Source organism: Ketogulonicigenium robustum (genome assembly GCF_002117445.1).
GTDB lineage: Bacteria > Pseudomonadota > Alphaproteobacteria > Rhodobacterales > Rhodobacteraceae > Ketogulonicigenium > Ketogulonicigenium robustum.
Genome location: NZ_CP019937.1, coordinates 335,184 through 354,424, shown reverse-complemented (window position 1 = coordinate 354,424; position 19,241 = coordinate 335,184). Strand labels below are relative to the sequence as shown.

At 63.9% G+C, this 19,241-nt stretch carries 13 protein-coding genes; 4 read left to right on the top strand and 9 right to left on the bottom strand.

Features of this window, described 5'->3' with window-relative positions:
- Position 1: 1 nt before the first annotated feature.
- Positions 2-856 (top strand): methylenetetrahydrofolate reductase, encoded by an 855-nt coding sequence (locus BVG79_RS01800; protein ID WP_085785383.1) that lies wholly within the window; start codon positions 2-4, stop codon positions 854-856.
- On the opposite strand, the gene BVG79_RS01795 is transcribed toward BVG79_RS01800, so the two are convergent.
- The 5 genes from BVG79_RS01795 to BVG79_RS01775 all read right to left on the bottom strand — a co-directional run bounded on the left by BVG79_RS01795 (position 853) and on the right by BVG79_RS01775 (position 5,995).
- Entirely contained in the window at positions 853-1,617 is a 765-nt protein-coding gene (locus tag BVG79_RS01795) for an ABC transporter permease (RefSeq protein WP_085785382.1), read from the bottom strand. The genes BVG79_RS01800 and BVG79_RS01795 overlap by 4 nt on opposite strands.
- Complete coding sequence (locus BVG79_RS01790; protein ID WP_085787186.1) at positions 1,617-2,405, bottom strand: ABC transporter ATP-binding protein; 789 nt, start codon at positions 2,403-2,405, stop codon at positions 1,617-1,619. Before BVG79_RS01790 ends, BVG79_RS01795 begins: the two co-directional genes overlap by 1 nt.
- Positions 2,406-2,448: 43 nt before the next feature.
- On the bottom strand, positions 2,449-3,468 hold the full coding sequence (locus tag BVG79_RS01785) for an ABC transporter substrate-binding protein (RefSeq protein ID WP_085785381.1): 1,020 nt from the start codon (positions 3,466-3,468) through the stop codon (positions 2,449-2,451).
- Between the two features lie 157 nt (positions 3,469-3,625).
- A complete protein-coding gene (locus tag BVG79_RS01780; RefSeq protein WP_085785380.1) occupies positions 3,626-4,915 on the bottom strand; it encodes a PQQ-dependent sugar dehydrogenase in 1,290 nt (429 codons plus the stop codon).
- Positions 4,916-5,023: 108 nt separating this feature from the next.
- Positions 5,024-5,995: an aldo/keto reductase gene (locus BVG79_RS01775; RefSeq protein ID WP_085787185.1), complete on the bottom strand. Its 972-nt coding sequence runs from the start codon at positions 5,993-5,995 to the stop codon at positions 5,024-5,026.
- Positions 5,996-6,167: 172 nt separating this feature from the next.
- Between BVG79_RS01775 and BVG79_RS01770 the strand changes: the two genes are divergently transcribed.
- The 3 genes from BVG79_RS01770 to BVG79_RS01760 are packed head-to-tail and all read left to right on the top strand — an operon-like array spanning position 6,168 to position 11,427.
- On the top strand, positions 6,168-7,271 hold the full coding sequence (locus BVG79_RS01770; RefSeq protein WP_198167869.1) for an efflux RND transporter periplasmic adaptor subunit: 1,104 nt from the start codon (positions 6,168-6,170) through the stop codon (positions 7,269-7,271).
- The gene (locus BVG79_RS01765) at positions 7,268-8,368 is read left to right on the top strand and encodes an efflux RND transporter periplasmic adaptor subunit (protein ID WP_085785378.1); all 1,101 of its coding nucleotides are present in this window, start codon (positions 7,268-7,270) and stop codon (positions 8,366-8,368) included. Before BVG79_RS01770 ends, BVG79_RS01765 begins: the two co-directional genes overlap by 4 nt.
- The gene (locus BVG79_RS01760; protein ID WP_085785377.1) at positions 8,365-11,427 is read left to right on the top strand and encodes an efflux RND transporter permease subunit; all 3,063 of its coding nucleotides are present in this window, start codon (positions 8,365-8,367) and stop codon (positions 11,425-11,427) included. The genes BVG79_RS01765 and BVG79_RS01760 overlap by 4 nt, the downstream gene beginning before the upstream one ends.
- On the opposite strand, the gene BVG79_RS01755 is transcribed toward BVG79_RS01760, so the two are convergent.
- Genes BVG79_RS01755 through BVG79_RS01740 form a run of 4 tightly spaced genes read right to left on the bottom strand, consistent with a single transcriptional unit; the run spans position 11,424 to position 19,064 of the window.
- Positions 11,424-12,440, bottom strand: a complete 1,017-nt coding sequence (locus tag BVG79_RS01755) for a zinc-binding metallopeptidase family protein (RefSeq protein WP_085785376.1) — start codon at positions 12,438-12,440, stop codon at positions 11,424-11,426. The two genes, BVG79_RS01760 and BVG79_RS01755, sit on opposite strands and share 4 nt — an antisense overlap.
- A gap of 40 nt (positions 12,441-12,480) precedes the next feature.
- A complete protein-coding gene (locus BVG79_RS01750; RefSeq protein WP_085785375.1) occupies positions 12,481-13,359 on the bottom strand; it encodes a transglutaminase family protein in 879 nt (292 codons plus the stop codon).
- 8 nt (positions 13,360-13,367) lie between these two features.
- Positions 13,368-15,761: a circularly permuted type 2 ATP-grasp protein gene (locus BVG79_RS01745; RefSeq protein ID WP_236951390.1), complete on the bottom strand. Its 2,394-nt coding sequence runs from the start codon at positions 15,759-15,761 to the stop codon at positions 13,368-13,370.
- Positions 15,762-15,764: 3 nt separating this feature from the next.
- The gene (locus tag BVG79_RS01740; protein ID WP_085785374.1) at positions 15,765-19,064 is read right to left on the bottom strand and encodes a transglutaminase family protein; all 3,300 of its coding nucleotides are present in this window, start codon (positions 19,062-19,064) and stop codon (positions 15,765-15,767) included.
- Positions 19,065-19,241 lie beyond the last annotated feature (177 nt).

The window sequence follows — 19,241 nt, the reverse complement described above, 5'->3', positions numbered from 1 at the left end:
CATGACAACGGCGCCCCTTCTGCGCGACTTCTCGATCGAGGTGACGCCGCGGTCGCTACGCGAGACGCCCGATATTGCAAAATGGCTGCCACGCGGCACGACGGTCTACATCGCCCATATCGCGGGCACACCGATTGATGACATGGTGCACGCCGCCCGCAGGCTGCGTGACCTTGGGTTTGAACCGCAGCCGCACCTGCCCGCCCGCGTCATACCCAGCCGTGCAGTGTTCGACACGCTGCTGCAGCGCTATACGGGCGAGGCTGGCGTGCGCCGCGCACTGCTGCTGGGCGGCGGGCCCGCAGCGCCCGCGGGGCCTTTCGATAGTGCCAACCAGCTTCTTGATGGCGGGGTGTTCGACCGCCTCGGGTTCACCCACCTGCATTTTGCCGGCCACCCCGAAGGCAGCCCCGATCTGGACCCGAACGGCGGCACGGCCACCGCCGATAGCGCGCTGCTTACAAAGCACGCATTCGCCCAGCGCACCGATGCGCGGGTCGCGCTGGTGACGCAGTTCGTGTTCGACGCGCAGCCGGTGATTAATTGGTCGCAGCGCATTGCGGCGATGGGTATTGATGTGCCCATCCATGTCGGCGTTGCAGGCCCCGCGCATGCCGCCATATTGCTGCGCTACGGCCTTGCCTGCGGTATCGGCCCGTCGCTGCAGGTTCTGCGTAAGCGCGCCCGCGATATCCGCCGCTTTATCTGGCCAATGAAACCCGATGCGATCGTCGCCGACCTTGCGCGGCACGTGGCAGCGCATCCGGCCAGCCAAATTGCGCAGCTGCATCTTTTCCCGCTCGGCGGGATAAAACCCGCCGCCAAATGGGCGGCGGGTCATATTGCGCAGGGTTAGCCCTGGCTGCGTTCTGCCCAACCGGCGAAGATTTTTTCCAAAATGACGACCGCGTAGTACAGCACGATCCCCAGCGCCGCCAAGGCGATCAGAACCGCGAACATCAACGGGTAGTCCCCGTTGGTTTCGCCCGATTTGAACAGCGCGCCAAGGCCGCGGTTGTGGGGGCTGACGATCTCGACCAGATTAGTGCCGATAAAGGCCAGCGTCACAGCAACCTTCAGCGCACCGAAAAACTCGGGCAGCGTTTTGGGCAGCGCGATCTTCCAGAAAATCGTCAGGCGGCTTGCCCCCAGCGAACGCAGAATATCACGATACTCCGGCTCGAGCGTCGAGAGGCCAATGCTGACAGACACCGCGATCGGGAAGAAGCTAATCATGAAGGCCATCAGGATCGTGTTGAAATCGTGCTTGCCGATGAACAGCAGCGCGATGATCGGCACCAGTGTCGCCTTGGGGATCGCGTTGAACCCGACCAGCAGCGGGTAAAGCGCCTCGCGCGCGATGCGCGAGAACCCCATCACCATGCCTAGCAACGTGCCCACAACCACCGCCAGCACCAAACCGGCCACCGTGCGCCACAGCGTCTGCCACGACATTTCAAGGAACAGGTGCCGGAACTTCCAGAAGGCTGGCGGCAAGTCTGACGGCGAGGCCATCTTGTAATTCGGCCACTGGTTCCACCAGACGATCAATTCCCACAGGCACAGGAAGACGATAATCGACAGCAGCGGGATGGCGATTTTCTGAATGTTGTCCATCAATGCACCGCCCCGTCGCGCCCTTGCGCAATGCTGATCTGATTGCGCAACGTGTGCAGCATGTCTTGGGCCTTGGGTTCGAACAAAACGTCCAGAGTGCGATCCTCGGGCAAGTCGACATCCAGCACGAACTGCGTGCGCGCCGGACGGCCTGACAAGACAACCACCTGATCGCCAAGGAAGACGCTCTCGCGCAAATCATGCGTGATCAATACGCATGTAAAGGGCTTTTGACGGCGCAGCTCGCGCATGGTCTGCCACAAATCCTCGCGCGTGAAGGCATCCAGCGCGCCGAAGGGCTCGTCCATGATCAACACTTGCGGTTTGTGTACCAGCGCGCGGCACAGGCTGGCGCGTTGGCGCATACCACCCGACAATTCGCTGGGGCGCTTACCCTCGAACCCTTTCAGGCCGACCATCTCTAGCAATTCCATCGCGCGGGCCTCGCGTTCGGCCTGAGGCATACGGGGCGCGACGATTTCCAGCGGCAGGATCACGTTCTGCATGATCGTGCGCCATTCCAGCATGACAGGGTTCTGAAAGGCCATGCCCACCGTTTTGCGCGGGCCGGTCACTTTTTCGCCGCCCAGCCAAACCTCGCCCTCGCGCGGCTTCATCAGGCCCGAAATCAGCTTCGTCAGGGTCGACTTGCCGCACCCCGAAGGGCCGACGACAGCCGCAAAGCCCCCTTCGGGCACCGAGATATCCAATCCGTCCAGCACCGGCAAAGGTCCGGCTTTGGTCGTGTAGGCGTGCCTGACGCCTTTGATTTCTATAAGATCCTTCATCAGCCGTGCGGCCCGGCCCATGATGGGCCGGGCCCTTCCCCCTTTATTGCATGGTCAGGCTGCCATCGGTCGGCAGGTAGGACGAATTGAAATACAGGGCGGCGTCGGGGGCGTTGGTAAAATCATAGACAGCTTTAGTCTGCTCGATCGCGCTATCCAGACGGGCCGTATCAATCCCGCCGAAGCCGTGTTCCATCACCCAAGGCGTCATCACGTTATCGCGCAGCGCCATTTCCAGACGGGCGGTTTCCAGCTCGGCATCGGCAGCGGGGTTGCGTTTGATCAGCGCATCGATGGCGGCAGCCGGATCGGCGTTGGCTTCTTTCCAACCCGTCGCAACAGCGCGCAGGAAGCCGGTGACGGCGTCGGGGTTCGCAGCCGCGAAATCGGTGTTAACGATGATGACGTTACCGTACAGATCAACACCATAATCCGCCATCAGCAGCACCGAGATGTCGTCCTCGGGCACGCCCAGACGCATCAAGTTCAGCTTGACCGAGAAGCTGAAACCGGTGACGGCATCCACATTGCCCTCGGCCAACATCGGCTCGCGCACGGGAAAGCCGATGGGGTCGACGGTGACGGTCGACATGTCGATCCCGTTTGCAGCAGCAAAAATCGGGAATTGCGCCCAGCCACCATCGGGGGGCGGCGCGCCAAGGGTGTGGTTCTGGATATCGGTCGGCGCCTCGATGCCCAGCGACTTGCGGCCCACCATCGCGAACGACGGCTTGTCATAGATCATCATAACGGCGGTGACAGGCGCGCCGGGGTTCTGGTCGAGGAATTTGACCAAGCTATTGATATCGGCAAAGCCGACCGGAAACGCGCCAGTCGCCACTTTCGGGATCGCATCAAGCGAGCTGACCCCTTCGGCGATCTCGACATCGAGCCCTTCGGCGGCGAAATGGCCGTTGTCCAATGCGACGAAATAGGGCGCGGCCGGCCCTTCAAAGCGCCAGTCCAGTGTGAACGGCATGGCAATATCAGCGGCTGCCGACGAGCCGATCAGCGCAGCGCCAACAACGCCCAGTGTCCAGCTTGCTTTTCCGGGTCGGAACATAGGTATCTCCCTGCTAGGTTCTTTAGCAAGGATCGATACTTGTGCATTCGAGTCTAGTCTGCCGCGCAAAGCGGCAGCATCGGCAAATAAAATGATTAATCCTTGGGCGCTTTGCGCACCCAAGGATTATTTTTTGATCAATTAGTCAGCGCGCCGATCAAGCGTCGGTGATGCGCCAGACCGCATTGCCAACATCGTCGGCGACCAGCAACGATTTTCCGTCGCCGCCCACACAAACGCCAACGGGCCGACCGTAAGACAGTTTCTCGTCGTCCGACAGGAAACCCGACAGCAGAACCTGCGCGGGCCCCGATGGCCGCCCCGCTGTAAAGGGCACGAACACGACGCGATAGCCGCTGAGCGTGGCGCGATTCCACGACCCGTGCTGGCCGATCACCATCCCCTCGGGCAGACGGGCCAACGTGCCCGCAGGCATCCAGCACAGGCCCAGCGATGCGGTGTGCCCGCCCAGCGCGAAATCGGGCGTGATCGATTGGGCCACCAGCGCGGCATCTTGCGGCACACGGTCATCGACGATGCGATCCCAATACGAATAGGGCCAGCCGTAGAAGCCCCCTTCTTGCGCCGATGTCAGGTAGTCGGGCGGGGTTTCATCGCCCAAGCCGTCGCGCTCGTTCACGACTGTCCACAGCGCGCCTGTCGTGGGTTCCCACGCAAGGCCGACGGGGTTGCGCAAACCGCCTGCAAAAATACGCGCGGCGCCGCTGGCAATATCCAATTCCCACACGGCGGCGCGGCCTTCCTCGGCCTGCATCCCCTCGTTGCCGATATTCGTCAGCGAACCGACACCCGCGTACAGCTTGCGCCCGTCATGCGAGGCCAGCAGGCTGCGCGTCCAGTGTCCACCGGGTTTGAAATCGACCAATTTTTGGCCGCCGCCGGTGACTTGTTGGCTGGCCGCGTCGAACGGAAAAGCCACGATCCCGTCGGTGTTGCCGACGTAGAACTGGCTGCCCACATGCGCCATACCAAAGGGCTGGTTCAGATCCTGCAGGAAAACCTCGCGCAGGTCGGCTTGGCCGCTGCCGGTTGTGTCGCGCAGGCGGGTAATGCGATTCGCGCTTTCGCCGATTGCATGGGCGCGGCGCATGGTTGCGACCTGCGCATGGTCCATCAGCCCACGCGGCTTGCGCGGCGTCTGCGAGGCTTCGGCCACCAGCACATCGCCGTTATCCAGCACATGCAGCCACCGCGGGTGATCAAGGCCGGTGGCAAAGGCCTGCACCTTCAAACCCGCAGCGGGTGTGGGGGCGTGATCGCCCACCCACCCATGGGCCGAGGGCATCTTCAGCGTCATAATGCCTTGCTGGCGCGCGGCGGGAATGGCGGGCGTTGCGCCATAAGCCTGTTGCGCAGGCGTCTGGGCGCGGCGCATCAGCACCATAGCGCCCCCGACGATCGACGTGATTTTCGCCAAAATGCTCATATCTACACCCCCTTTGGGTCATTCTTGGCTGTTGCTATTACAGGCCGCAGCGACGGAAAACCCTTTTCGGTGCAGGGGGTACAGCAATAGCACCCCCTGCAAACGCATTTATTCGGGACGGCTTGCATCGCCCAGGGCGGCCAGCTGGTCGGCCGTCAGCGTCAGCGCTGCGGCGCGGGCAAAGCTGGCGATCTGCGCGGTGCTGGTTGCACTGGCGATGGGCGCAGTGACGGCAGGTTGGGCCATCAACCACGCGAGCGCGATTTCCGCGCTGGACGCGCCATGCGCCGATGCGACCGCGTCCAAGGCATCCAGAATCCGCAAACCGCGCGGGGTCAGGTATTTTTTCACACCGCCGCCGCGCTTGGATTTATCCAGATCAGCCTCCGAACGGTACTTGCCCGACAGGAAGCCCGATGCCAGCGCGTAGTAAACCACAACGCCGATCCCCTCGGATTGGCACAGGTCGGCCAGCGCACCTTCGAACGGGGTGCGGTCGTACAGGTTATACCCCGGTTGCAGCACCTGGTAGCTGGGCAGGCCGTGCGCTTTGGCGACGCGCAGCGATTCGCCCAGTTGGTCAGCGTCGAGGTTCGACGCGCCGATCGCGCGCACCTTGCCCGCCTGCAGCAGGCCTTCATAGGCGCGCAGGGTTTCCTCATACGGGGTGTCTGGGTCGGGCCAGTGCGAGAAGTAAAGGTCGATGGTCTCGATCCCCAGACGCTTCAGCGAATCCTCGACAGCGGTGGTGATCCAGCGGGCCGACAGGCCCTTGTGCGGCGGCACCGCATCGGCAGGCCCCATTTGCGAGCCGACCTTGGTGAACAGCGTCACCTTTTCGCGCATGCCGGGGCGGGCTTTCAGCCACTTACCGATGATCGTTTCGGACTCGCCACCCTTGTTGCCGGGAACCCAAGCGGAATAGACGTCGGCGGTGTCGATCGCATTGAACCCATGATCGACGAAGGCGTCCAACACATCGAAGCTGGTCGGCGCATCAATCGTCCAACCGAAGACGTTACCCCCCAGCACCAATGGCGCCGTCGTCAACCCCGAGCTTCCCAGTTTACGCTGTTGCATCTTCATATCCTTTGTTCGCGCGCCAGTGCAGGCGGCAGCCTGCCAGCGCTGTTCATCCGCCACAGGGGCGATGGGGCCAGACTAACTGCCAGACCCACCCAAAACAAAATTGATTATGCCCCAAATGTCGGCAATATACAGACAAGGCCAGCTGCGACCAAAAGGACGACAGATGAATACTGCCTACTTGCCCGCCAGTGCGCTGATTTTCACCGTTATTTGCGCAAGCTTGCCCCCAGCCCCCCTTGCCGCGATGGACGAAGCCATCCTGCGCAGCGTCTATTCGGTATCGGCGCAGACACGCCCATTGCCCGCGCTGATAAGCATGACAGGCACCATCGGGGCGACAAATGCGGTGACCGCCGCCTTTGGCACAGGGGGCCGCATCATCCAGATCGACGTCGGCATTGGCGATGTGGTTGCGGCAGGCCAAGTGTTGGCCAAACTGGACCCGACCCAGCAGACCGAACAGCTACGCATTGCCGAGGCTAGCCTAGCCGCAGCCAACGCGACGCTGGAAACCGTTACCGCCAGCTACCAGCGCCAGCAAGCCCTGCTGGAAAATGGCAACACCACCCGCGCCGCCTACGAGGAAGCGTACCAATCGCTCGTCTCGGCCACATCGGCACGCGACAATGCCAGCGCGCAGCTGGCCAAGGCCCAGCAAGCCCTAAACGACACCACATTGCTGGCCAGCGAAGACGCCATCGTCACCGCCCGCGACGCCGAGGTCGGCCAAGTCGTCGCCGCCGCGCAAAACGTGCTCGAGCTGGCCAATGTCAGCGGGCGCGAGGCGATCTTCTATGCCCCAGACGTGATCGACCTGACAGGCCTGCAAGGTTTGGGTGTTATGATCACCCCCATCGGCGTGCCGGACAGCAGGTATCAGGCTGAAATCACCGAAATATCGCCCTATGTCGATGCGCAGGTCGGCAGCATCCGCGTCAAGGCGCGGCTCGTCAATCCGGCGGGCCAGCAACTGCCCATCGGCGATGCGGTCATCGGCACCATCGATGCTGGCGCGCTGAACATCTACCCCCACCAAGGCATCGTCGTCCCCTGGAGCAGCCTGTCCGCAGATGTGAACGGCCCCGCCGTGTGGACAATCGACCCCGCAGACAACCGCGTAACGCTGCAACCGGTCGAGATCATCTCTTACACATCGGATCAGGTTTTGCTGCAGCCCACCCTGCCCGCGACAAGCCGTATTGTGACCGAGGGGATCCAGTTTCTGTATGCGGGCCAACAGGTTGACGATTTGGGGGATGCGCCATGAAGCCGTTTGTCTGGGCCACCCTTGCCGTGCTAATCCTGCCCCTTGCGGCACTTGCCGATGATCCCCCGCGCCCCGTTGTCACCGAGATCGTCGCGGGCGACAGCGCCCCCGACCGCGAGATTGCAGGCACCATTGCATCGCAGGTCGAAACCGCCTTGTCGTTCCAAACCCTTGGGCGTCTGCGGACGCGACTGGTCGGCACCGGCGACAGCGTGACCACCGGCGAGGAATTGGCCCAACTGGATCAGGTCAGCCTGCAACAGGATGTCGATGCCGCAACCGCCGCACTAGCTAGCGCGCAAGTGCAAAAATCCACCGCCGACACAGCCTATGACCGCGCCAGCGCCCTGCAACAGCGCGGATCGCTGCCGCAGGCGCAGCTGGATGCGGCCGAGCAAAGCCGCGCCAGCGCTGCATCATCGGTGGCGCAGGCGCAGGCCACGCTGGCCGCGGCGAACGACGCACTCAGCTTCTCGGTTCTGCGAGCCCCGTCCGATGGTGTCATCATCGCCACCATGGCCGAGGCGGGCGATGTGGTATCCGCCGGCACGCCCGTCATGCGCATGGTCGACACCACCCGCCGCGAGGTTCTGGTCGACCTGCCCGAAAGCTATGCGGCGGCGCTGCAGACGGGACAGCAGTTCCGCATCTCGATCCGGACCGAGGGCGTGGCCCCCGTCACCGGCAGTTTGCGCCTGATCGAACCGGTCAGCGACGCCAGCTTGCGGTTTCGCCGCGCCCATCTGGCCCTGCCAGAGGACGCACCTACCGCCTACCGCGTCGGCATGATCGCCAATGTCGCACTGGAAGGCGCGGGCAGCGCCCTGCTGACCCTGCCGACCAGCGCCGTGATTGCAGGCCCGACGCCCGCCGTCTGGCGCGTCAGCACCAACGGCGCGGGGACACGCACCGTCACGCGGACAGACGTGAGCTTGGGCGAGACCTTGCAATCGACAGCCGCCGAAGACCGTGTGGTGATCGCAGGCGGGCTGAACGCAGGGGACGAAATCGTCGTCCGCGGCGTGAACAGCCTGACCGATGGACAGACCGTCGGGCCCAGCACCACAATCGTCAGCAGCGCAGGAGAACGGCCATGAACCGCGGCTTCAATCTGTCCGAATGGGCGCTGGCGCACCGGTCGCTAATCTGGTTCTTGATGATGGTCAGCTTGCTGGCGGGGGTGCTGTCGTTCCTGAGCCTCGGGCGCGAGGAAGACCCGTCGTTCACCATAAAAACAGCCGTCATCAGCGCCGCCATGCCCGGCGCGTCGATGGAACAGACCGTCGATCAGGTCACCGACAGGATCGAGCGTAAACTGCAAGACCTGAATGGGTTGGATTACACAAGATCCACCACCTACCCCGGCCTGTCGGTGGTCTTCGTCGAACTGCGCCCCGAGGTCAGGGGCGAGGATGTGCGCAACGCATGGCGCGATATGCGCAATATGATGCGCGACCTAACAGCCGAAATGCCGTGGGAATTTCAGGGCTTTTCATTCAACGACAATTTCGGTGATGTGTTCGGCAGTGTCTATGCCTTCACCGGCGATGGCTACACCCCACGCGAATTGCACGATACCGTCGACCGCGTCCGCAGCGCTGTCCTGACGTTGGACGACACCGGCAAGGTCGATGTAATCGGTGCGCAAGACGAACGCGTTTATATCGAATTTTCCAGCCAGCGCTTGGCCGCGCTGGGGCTGGATCAGAACGCTGTTCTAGAAACCCTGAACAAGCAAAACGCGATCACCCCCTCGGGCACGATCACGGCGGGGGATGAACGGGTGTTTCTGCGCCTTGGCGGGCAGTTCACCAGCGCAGCCGATGTGGCCAATGTCAGCCTGCGGGTCGACGACAAATACTTCCGCCTATCGGATGTCGCCGATGTGCGCGCGGGGTATGAAACACCGGCCTCGTTCATATTCCGCCTGAACGGCACGCCCGCGGTCGGGCTTGCGATTGGGATGCGCGACGGGGCGAATATTCAGGCCTTCGGGGCCGAACTGGACACCCTGATGGCCCGCGTCGCGGCAGATCTGCCCGTCGGGATCGAAATGACCCGCATTGCCGACCAACCACACGTGGTCGAGGATGCGATCAACCACTTCGTCCGCGCCTTGGCCGAGGCTGTCGCCATCGTGCTGGCGGTCAGCTTCATCAGCCTCGGGGTGCGCGCGGGGTTGGTGGTCAGCCTGTCGATACCACTGGTGCTAGCGCTGACTTTTGTGCTGATGGAATATTTCGGCATCACCTTGCAACGCGTGTCGTTGGGGGCGCTGATCATCGCGCTGGGGCTACTGGTCGATGATGCCATGATCGCGATTGAAACGATGATTTCGCGGCTGGAGCAAGGCGAGACGCTGACCAAAGCCGCGTCCTACGCGTGGACATCCATCGCGGCCCCGATGTTGACCGGCACGCTGGTGACCGTTGCAGGCTTCGTTCCGATCGGACTGAACACGTCAATGGCGGGGGAATACACGTTCTCGCTATTTGTGGTGATCGCGGTGTCGCTGACGCTGTCGTGGATGGTCGCCGTGCTATTTGCGCCGCTGCTGGGGGTCGCCCTGCTGCCCAAAAAGCTGAAGAATGCGCACAAGCCCGCTGGTGTCGTCCGCCGCACCTACCACGTGGCGCTGCGCTTTGCGATGCGCGCGCGCTGGTTGATCATCGCGATGACGGTCGCGCTGTTCGCAGTCTCGGCGTGGGGGATGCGCCATATCGAGCAACAGTTCTTCCCCGCCTCGGACCGGACCGAGCTGATCGTCGATGTCACGCTGCCGCAAAACGCATCGATCGCCGCGACACAATCAGCCGTCAACGAGATCGAGGCATTTTTGGCCGACCGCGACGAGGTGCAGTTCTGGTCAAGCTACGTCGGCGGCCCCGCGCCGCGCTTTGTCCTGACGTTGGATCTGCCGACCCAAGCCCCCTATCTGGCGCAAATCGTCATCCAGACCAAAGACCTGACCGCCCGCGACACACTGCGCACCGCGCTGGATGATTTCGCGCGCAAAGCCCTGCCACAAGCCGAGGTATTCTCAAGCCTGATCGCGCTGGGGCCGCCGGTGGGCAAACCCGTGCAGTATCGCCTGCAAGGGCCAGACACCGGCAAACTGCGCGAAATCGCGCGCGAGATTTCGGGTATCATGGCGGCAGACCAGCGCCTCACCCATATCGGGTTGGATTGGGGCGAGCCTGCCCGCAGCGTGCGTTTACTGCTGGATCAGGAAAAGCTGCGCCAGTTCGGGATGACCCAATCCGACATCGCGGATTCTCTGCAAACCATCTTTACCGGCAAAACCGTGACGCAGATGCGCGACGACATCTACCTGATCGACGTTGTCGCCCGCGGCGCCGACGACGACCGTGGCAGCATCGAGCGGTTGCAAGCGCTGCAATTTGGCACCAGCGCAGGCATCGCCGTGCCGCTGGCCACCTTCGCCACGCTGGAATGGGCGCAGGAAGAACCGGTTATCTTGCGCCGCGACACGTTGCCGACCATCACCGTCAAAGCGGGGTTGGTCGAAGGGGCGCAGGCCAGCACGCTGGTCGACAGTCTGGCCCCGCAGATGCAGGGCGTGATTGACAACCTGCCCGCCGGCTACACCCTGACCGTTGGCGGCAGTGTAGAAACCAGCGCAGACAGCCAAGCGCCTATCATCGCGGTTGTACCCATCATGCTGCTGGCGATGCTGCTGCTGATTATGGTGCAACTGCAAAGCTTCCGGCTGATGTTCATCGTCATGGCAACCGCCCCGCTGGCTATTATCGGCGTGGTGGCGATGATGTTGCCCAGCCATTCGCCGCTGGGGTTCGTCGCCATTTTGGGCATTCTGGCACTGATCGGGATTTTGCTGCGCAACGCGATCATTCTGGTGCACGAAATCGAATCCGACCGCGCCAGCGGCCTCAGCCGATGGGACGCGGTATTCAAAGCTGCCGATTCGCGCGCGCGCCCGATTTTGCTGACGGCGGCAGCGGCCAGCCTTGCGCTAATCCCAATCTCGCGCGAGATTTTCTGGGGCCCGATGGCTTATGCGATGATGGGCGGCATTATCGCGGGCACGCTGATCACACTGCTGTTCGTGCCCGCGCTGTATTGCATCGTCTTCCGCGTGCAACCGCCTGAAAAAGTCGGCGCGCCGCAAGCCTAATCGGCGGCGCGCCCTCTTATCAGGTCGCAGACGAACTGCAGCTTGTCCTGCACCGGCGCCGACAGAACGAACGGGTAAAGATCCGGCTGCCCCATCGAGCGATTGACCGCATTGATCGCAACCGTCAGCGGCACGAAGGCCGACAGGATGTCATCGACATCGCGCACCGCATAGGGTTGGAACACCTGATCTGCGGCCATCCCGTCGGGGTGGCGCACGCGCATGCCGAAGGCTGCGGCGGTTTCCAGCGTATCAACGATGTGCAGGAAATGCGCCCAAGTCTCGGCAAAATCCTCCCACGGGTGGACGGCGGCGTAGCTGCTAATGAATTGGCTTTGCCAGCCCGGTTGCGGGCCGTTGGCATAGTGCGCTTGCAACGCGGCGGCATAATCAGCCCGTTCGTCCCCGAAGACCGCGCGAAACCGCGCCTCGGGCGGTTGGCCGGCGACCAGTTGGTCCCAGTAAAAATGGCCGATTTCATGGCGGAAATGGCCCAATAGCGTGCGGTAGGGCTCGCCCAGCGCGGTGCGGCGGCGCTCGCGCTCGGCGTCGTCACCCTCGGCGATGTTCAGGGTGATGATCCCGTTGGCGTGGCCGGTCAGCACGGGCGTCACGCTGCCATCGGGGTTCTGCGTATCGGCCAGAAAGTCGAACGCCAGCCCGTGCACGGGTTCGGACGTGCGGTCGGGGGTGGGCAGGTTCAGCCGCAGCAGGGCGTAGAATAAGTGGCGCTTGGCTGCCTCGATCCGCTGCCAGTTGGCCAGATCATCGGGGCGCGACAGGTCGGGGACGGTGCGGTTGTGGCGGCAGGCGCGGCAAAAGGGGCTATCCCCGTCGGCCAGCCAGTTGCATGCATCGTAACCCGCGTTCGCGCAAAGGGGCGGGCCGCCATCGACTAGCGCCACCATTTGGAACGCGTTCGGGTCAAACCCCAGCCCTGACCCGCATTCAAGGCAGACCGCGTTTTCGAAGTAGACCGGATTGCCGCACTGGCTGCAGCTGAAAATCTGCATTCACACCCCCAAAATATCCAGCAAGCGGGGGCGCGGCCCGCTAGCCCAGTGGCACCACATCAACCGATTGCGCCGCCGATTGCGCGCCCGACAAGCGTAGCACACCTTTGACCGGCGCCACGTCGGAATAATCGCGCCCCCACGCGACCGAGATGTGATCCGTCCCCACCTGCACGGCATTCGTGGGGTCGAATTCCATCCAGCCCATATCCTGCCCGCACCACACGCCGACCCACGCGTGCATGGCGTCGGCCCCCTCTAGCCGGGGTTGGCCGGGCGGGGGCTGGGTGCGCAGCAGGCCGCTGACATAGCCCGCCGGAATACCCAAATCGCGCAGCGCGGCGATCATGATGTGCGAAAAGTCCTGACAAACCCCGTGCCGCGCGGCAAAGGCGACCGACAGCGGCGTCTCGACGGTCGTCGCATCGGGGTCGTAGCGCATATCGTGGTGCAGCGCCGTATTCAGGCGGGCGACAGCCGCCAGCACGCTGGGCGCGCCAGATGTGACGTCGCGCGCCCATTCGCCCACCGCCCCATCGCGATACACCCGTGGCGAGGCCGACAGGTAGTGCTGCGGCGCGCCTGCGCCAATCCCGTGGTAAGCCGCAATCTCGGCGGGCAGATCAGCCAGCGCGGGCGCGGTATCCAGCCGCGCTTCTTGCTCCATCCGCTCGACCCGGGCGGTCATGGTGAAGGTGACCGCCGTGTGCTGCTGCGCCAGAACAAGGCCGGTGGTCGTGTTGTGAAAGAAATCGCGCCTGTCCGCCCGTTCTTGCGCGGGCGGCGCAGAATCTAGGCGCGCCTCGTGCACATGCTGCACCCCCGGCACATGCATGGGCGTCAACCGCAGCAACTGCCGCCCCCCAAATACGGGGCTGCCATAATCATAGCGCATGCGCAGGCGGACATCGTAGATCATGCCCGACCCTACCGGAAAAACGACCGTGTCAGCAAATCGGAAAGGTGCCAGATATGGCGACGGTATTCCAGCAGCGTCGCGCGATCCAGCGCATCGGGCGTCAGCACTGACAAGCTGCCCTGCGCCTGCGTGACCGCCCGCCATAGCGCCGCGTGCTGGCTGCGCGCATCGACCCCCGGCAGCTGGCCGAAATGGGTATGCAGCGCGTTTACCTGATACAAGATCGCGCGGGGGTTCAGGGAATCGAGAGCCAGCAAATCGACAACCGTCGTGCGGGTCGTCTCGATCGCAAAGCGGCGGCGGTGGGTCATGACGCTGTCGCCGACCTCGACCACCAAATCCAGCGCGCCTGCGGGCGCATCGGGGGCGGCCAGTTCTGCCAACAACCCCGCCATCGCCGCGCCGCGTTCCAGTGACCGCCCGATCGTCAAAAACCGCCACCCGTCCGAGCGGTACATGTTTTCATGTACCAACCCCGCAATGCCGCTGGTCTTGCGCAGCAACACGCCCATCGCCTGCGCCGCGTCCAGCCCCGGCACGACGGTCTGCGTCATACGCCGCGCAGTGCGGGCCATATCGTTCAAGGCCATCCACGCATCGACGGCAAAACGATCGCGGATCTTTCCGGCGCTGGTGATTGCAGATTCCAAAACCTGGTGCAGGCCGTCTGGAACGTGCTGGGCGGGTTCAACACCCAGATCATGCAGCATCTGCGTCAGTTGCGCCAGCAGCGGGCTTTGCCTGTCGGGGTCATCGGCCAAGCGCAGGTGCCACGCGCGTAGCAACCGCATGGTGCCCTCGGCCCGTTCGATATAACGGCCCAGCCAATACAGATTATCCGCCGCGCGGGCGGGCAAGGCGCGTTCCTCGGGGCGCAGGCTGCTGGCGCGGGCGACGGGGGGCATCGGAACCTGCGGCACCGCCGCGTCCGAGACCACCCACACATCCGCCACCGCGCCGCCGCGCTGCATGGCAAGGGCCGACCGCTCGCCCCCCAAGCCGATGCGCGCGTAACCACCCGGCATGACCTGCCACCCCTGCCCTGTCCGCGCCAAAAACACCCGCAGCGCCGCAGGTCGGGGTTTCAAGCGACCATCGACAAAGGCGGGCGTTGTCGAAAGTGTCACGGCCTCTTGCCCGACCAACAGCGGGCCATCCATCGTAAGGCGGGTGTGCAGGGGCGCATCGGGCGGCGCGCGCAGCCAGCCTACATCCTCGTCATGGGCGTAATCATCAAAGGCGGCGCGGGTATAAAGCGCGGGGCTGATCGTCAATCGCCCAGCCTGAGCTGCCACGTGCGCCTGCGCATCGGGGTCGCCGCACCACCATGTGGCCACATTCGGCATCTGCAAGGGTGCGCCCAGCAGCACCTGTGACAGCCGCGGCATGAACGCCATCAGCGCACGCATTTCGACCAGACCGGCCCCCAGCGCGTTCAGCACGCTAACCGTGCCTTGGCGCTGCGCCGCCACCAAACCGGCCACCCCCAGCTGCGAGGTGTCGTTCAATTCCAGCGGGTCCATCCACGCGGCATCGACACGCCGCCACAGCACGCTGAGGGGCTGCGGCCCCGCCACGGTGCGCACCATCAGCTTGCCGTCTTGCACGACCAGGTCTTCGCCCTGCAGCAGCATCAGCCCCAAGAACCGCGCGATATAGGCGTGTTCGTAATAGGTATCGTTCAGCGGCCCCGGCGTCAGAATCGCGGCGCGCCCGATGTCCCCCCCGGCAAGATCTGCAAGCATGTCGCGGAACGCCAGAAAATAGGCGTTCAGGTAGCGCACACGGCGCTGCGCAAAGAATTCGGCAAACACCCGCGTTGTCGCAGCGCGGTTTTCCAGTGCGAACCCCGCCCCCGAGGGCGCCTGCGTGCGGTCGGACAGCACCCACCAGCGCCCATCCGGCCCGCGCCCGATTTCAAAGGCTACAGCATTCAGATAATGCCCCGACGGCGGGGTAACCCCCACCAGCGGGCGCAGGAATTCGGGGCTTTGCGCGATCAAATTCGCTGGCAAATGCCCGTCGGAAACCAGTTGCGCAGGGCCGTAAAGGTCGGCCAGCACGTGTTCCAGCAGATCGGCGCGCTGGGTCAAACCCGCCGTGATGTCGTCCCATTCGCGCGCGGATACCAGCACGGGAATATGGCTGAGCGGCCAATCCCGATCAGCGCTGCCGCCTTTGCCATATTGGCGAAAGAACACCCCAGCATCGCGCAAATATTCGTCGCTGCGGGCGAACCGCTGCGTCATAGCTGCGGGCCCCAGCGCCTGCATATGCTGCAAGAACCCGTCCCATACAGGCCTGATGCGGCCCTGCGTATCCATCAGTTCATCCGGCACCCCGGCATGGGGGCGGTACCCCTGCAGCAGCCCTGCGGCTGTTTGACCGTCGAAGTCCGCCACGCTTTACAGCCCCGGCCGACGCCGCAGGTCCAGCGTCATGGGAAATTCGGGGTGCGGCACCTCGGGCACCGGCCAATAGGAACCGGGGGTATGACCAGAGGGTTCGAAACGCGCGAGGCGGCGGGCTTCGGCCTCGTAACCATTCACGGGGAAAGTGTCGTAATTGCGTCCGCCGGGGTGGGCGACGTGATAGGTGCACCCGCCCAGCGCGCGGCCAGACCACGTATCGAAGATGTCGAATGTCAGCGGCGCATCAACCGGCAAAACGGGGTGCAGCGCCATGGCGGGTTGCCACGCCTTGAACCGCACCCCCGCCACGGCCGCGTCATTTGCCACCCGCTGCAGGGGCAACTTGCGCTGGTTGCAGGTGACGATGTAGCGGCCCGGGTCGGCTGTGGTCAGCTTGGCCTGCAACCGCTCGACCGAGCTGTCGGTATAGCGCACGGTGCCGCCGATCGCCCCGACCTCGCCCAGCACGTGCCAAGGCTCCAGCGCTTGGCGGATTTCCAGATGTGCCCCTTCGTATTCGACGGCACCGTAGAACGGGAAGCGGAACTCGGCTTGCGCCTCGAACCATTCGGGCTGCATGGGGAAGCCTGCAGACGTCAAATCAGCCAGCACATCCTGAAAATCCTGCCACAGGAAGTGCGGCAGCATAAAACGGTCGTGCAGGCTGGTGCCCCAGCGGGTCAGGCTGCCCGATAGCGGCTTATGCCAAAGTCGCGCGATAATGGCGCGGATCAGCAGCTGCTGCGCAAGGCTCATGCGCGGATTAGGGGGCATTTCGAAGCCGCGAAATTCGACCAGCCCAAGCCGCCCCGTGGGGCCGTCGGGCGAGTACAGTTTGTCGATGCAAATTTCGGACCGGTGCGTGTTGCCGGTCACATCCACCAAGAGGTTGCGGAACAGGCGGTCAGTCAACCACGGCAGGGGCGGCTCGCCCTGCGCGGGGTCGGGCACCTGCGCCATGGCCATTTCCAATTCGTAGAGGGCATCATGGCGCGCCTCGTCAATACGCGGCGCTTGGCTGGTCGGCCCGATAAACAGGCCCGAAAACAGATACGACAGGCTGGGGTGGCGCTGCCAATACAGGATGAGGCTGCGCAGCAGGTCGGGCCGGCGCAAAAACGGACTGTCCAGCGTCGTCGCGCCGCCAACCACCACGTGGTTGCCGCCGCCGGTGCCGGTATGGCGCCCGTCGATCATGAATTTATCGGCACCCAGCCGCGACTGGCGGGCTTCCTCGTACACGGCCTCGGTGGTGGCGACGCATTCGGCCCAATTGGCGGCGGGGTGAATGTTCACCTCGATCACGCCCGGGTCGGGTGCCACGCGGATCACGTTCAGGCGGGGGTCGTTGGGCGGCGCGTAGCCTTCGATATGCACGGGCAGGCCGATGCGGGCTGCGGCGACCTCGGCCGCGCCGACCAGATCAAGATAGTCTTCCAACTGGGTGACGGGCGGCATGAAGACGCACAGCCGCCCCTCGCGCGCCTCGACCGAGAGGGCGGTGCGGACGGCCCCGTCGACATCGGGCCGCTGGGCGACAACCGGTTGCGCGGGGGAGGACGGGGTAAACTGCGCCACGCGCGGCGGCGGCAGGTCGCCGCGCGGCTCGGTCGGGTCCAGCGGGTTCACATAGGGGTATTGCGCGGGCGGGACGTAAGGCAGGGTGTTCAACGGCAGCCGGTACCCGATCGCGCTGTCGCCCGGCACCAAGAACATGCGCCCCCGCCGCGTCGACCACTGTTCCGACCGCCAGCGCCGCCCGCCCGCCTTGCTTTGCCACGCTTGCACCGGCAGCACATAGCCCGCCGGTTGCGTCAGGCCGCGCTCGAACACCTTGGCCATGCGCAAGCGCTCCTCGGGGTCCTCGAGTTTGGAGTTTTCGGGCGTGACGTTTTCGGGCAGCCGCCCTTCGCGCAACAACCATTCGGCAGGGTCTTCGTAGGCGGGCATGACGAAGTCGCGGTCGATGGAAAGCTCCTCCGCCAGCGCGCCCAGCAGCGCCGCTGCAGCGTCAGGCGTGGCTTTGTCCGATGGCGCCCCCTCGGACGCGACAAGGGCTGGGTCTTGCCAAATCGGCTGGCCATCGCGCCGCCAATACAGCGAGAACGTCCAGCGCGGCAGCGTCTCGCCGGGGTACCATTTGCCTTGCCCGTAGTGCAGGAAACCACCGGGCGCGAAGCGGGTTTGCAGGCGGCGGATCAGTTCGTCGGCCAACACACGCTTGGTCGATCCGACGGCGCCCGTATTCCATTCGGGCGCCTCGAAATCGTCTACCGAGACGAATGTCGGCTCGCCGCCCATGGTCAGGCGCACGTCGCCCGCCGCCAGCGATTCATCGACCTTGCGGCCCAACGCATCCAGCGCGTGCCATGATTCATCTGAAAACGGATTGGTGATACGCGGCGTTTCGGCGACGCGGCGCACCTGCATATCGAACGCAAAGTCGACCTGCGGCGCGCCCGCCGCCATATACCCGCCCGAGATTGGCGCGGCATTGCGGTAATGGGGTGTCGCCGCCAGCGGAATGTGGCTTTCACCCGTCAGCAAGCCCGATGTGGGGTCAAACCCGATCCACCCTGCCCCGGGCACATAGGCTTCGACCCAAGCATGCAGATCGGTAAAGTCGTGATCAGTGCCCGCAGGACCATCGAGTGCCACCAGATCGGGCTTTAGTTGGATCAGATAGCCCGACACGAACCGCGCGGCGATGCCCAAATGACGCAGCACCTGCACCAGCAACCACGATGAATCGCGGCACGATCCCGTGGCGCGCGCGAAGGTTTCCTCGGGCGTTTGCACGCCCGGCTCCATACGGATGATGTAGCCGACCGCATTGGCGACGCGCTGGTTCAGCCCGACAATAAAGTCGGTCGTGCGGGTTGGGGTGCGGTCGATCGTATCCAGAAACGCCTGCAAATGCGGGCCCGCAGGTTCCGGGGTGGTGTAGATTTTCAAGTCGTCCCTGATGTCGGCTGGGTAGTCGAACGGCCACACCTCGGCCGTGTCTTCGACAAAGAAATCGAACGGGTTGTAGACGGTCATGTCGGCAACCAGATCGACTTCAATCTTCAACTCGCGCACGGGTTCGGGGAAGACGAAGCGGGCCAGCCAATTGCCATAGGCATCTTGCTGATAATTCACGAAATGGTTGGCAGGCGTCACCTTCAGCGCGTGCGAGATAACCCGCGTGCGGCTGTGGGGCGCGGGCTTCAGGCGGATGACTTGCGGGGCAAGCGTCACGGGGCGGTCATAGGTATAGTGGGTCAGATGATAGATACTGGCCTTGATCGACATTCTGCCTTGCCGTCCTGCGCTGCAACATTCCTATCTGCCAGATTTCCACACATCTCCCCGCCGCGCCACGGCTTTTCGGGGATTTGCGCGGCTTGCGCGAGGGCGGTCGCGATTCTGCCCGAAATTCCACCGGCGCGCGCTGCGTTTGCACGGCAACGGCGCGCAAACGACGGTAGA

Coding starts and splice junctions, on each gene's coding strand:
- BVG79_RS01750 (WP_085785375.1), bottom strand. CDS start 13,359: ATGATCTACGATGTCCGCCTGCGCATGCGCTATGATTATGGCAGCCCC.
- BVG79_RS01785 (WP_085785381.1), bottom strand. CDS start 3,468: ATGTTCCGACCCGGAAAAGCAAGCTGGACACTGGGCGTTGTTGGCGCT.
- BVG79_RS01755 (WP_085785376.1), bottom strand. CDS start 12,440: ATGCAGATTTTCAGCTGCAGCCAGTGCGGCAATCCGGTCTACTTCGAA.
- BVG79_RS01770 (WP_198167869.1), top strand. CDS start 6,168: ATGAATACTGCCTACTTGCCCGCCAGTGCGCTGATTTTCACCGTTATT.
- BVG79_RS01760 (WP_085785377.1), top strand. CDS start 8,365: ATGAACCGCGGCTTCAATCTGTCCGAATGGGCGCTGGCGCACCGGTCG.
- BVG79_RS01740 (WP_085785374.1), bottom strand. CDS start 19,064: ATGTCGATCAAGGCCAGTATCTATCATCTGACCCACTATACCTATGAC.
- BVG79_RS01765 (WP_085785378.1), top strand. CDS start 7,268: ATGAAGCCGTTTGTCTGGGCCACCCTTGCCGTGCTAATCCTGCCCCTT.
- BVG79_RS01780 (WP_085785380.1), bottom strand. CDS start 4,915: ATGAGCATTTTGGCGAAAATCACGTCGATCGTCGGGGGCGCTATGGTG.
- BVG79_RS01800 (WP_085785383.1), top strand. CDS start 2: ATGACAACGGCGCCCCTTCTGCGCGACTTCTCGATCGAGGTGACGCCG.
- BVG79_RS01775 (WP_085787185.1), bottom strand. CDS start 5,995: ATGCAACAGCGTAAACTGGGAAGCTCGGGGTTGACGACGGCGCCATTG.
- BVG79_RS01795 (WP_085785382.1), bottom strand. CDS start 1,617: ATGGACAACATTCAGAAAATCGCCATCCCGCTGCTGTCGATTATCGTC.
- BVG79_RS01790 (WP_085787186.1), bottom strand. CDS start 2,405: ATGAAGGATCTTATAGAAATCAAAGGCGTCAGGCACGCCTACACGACC.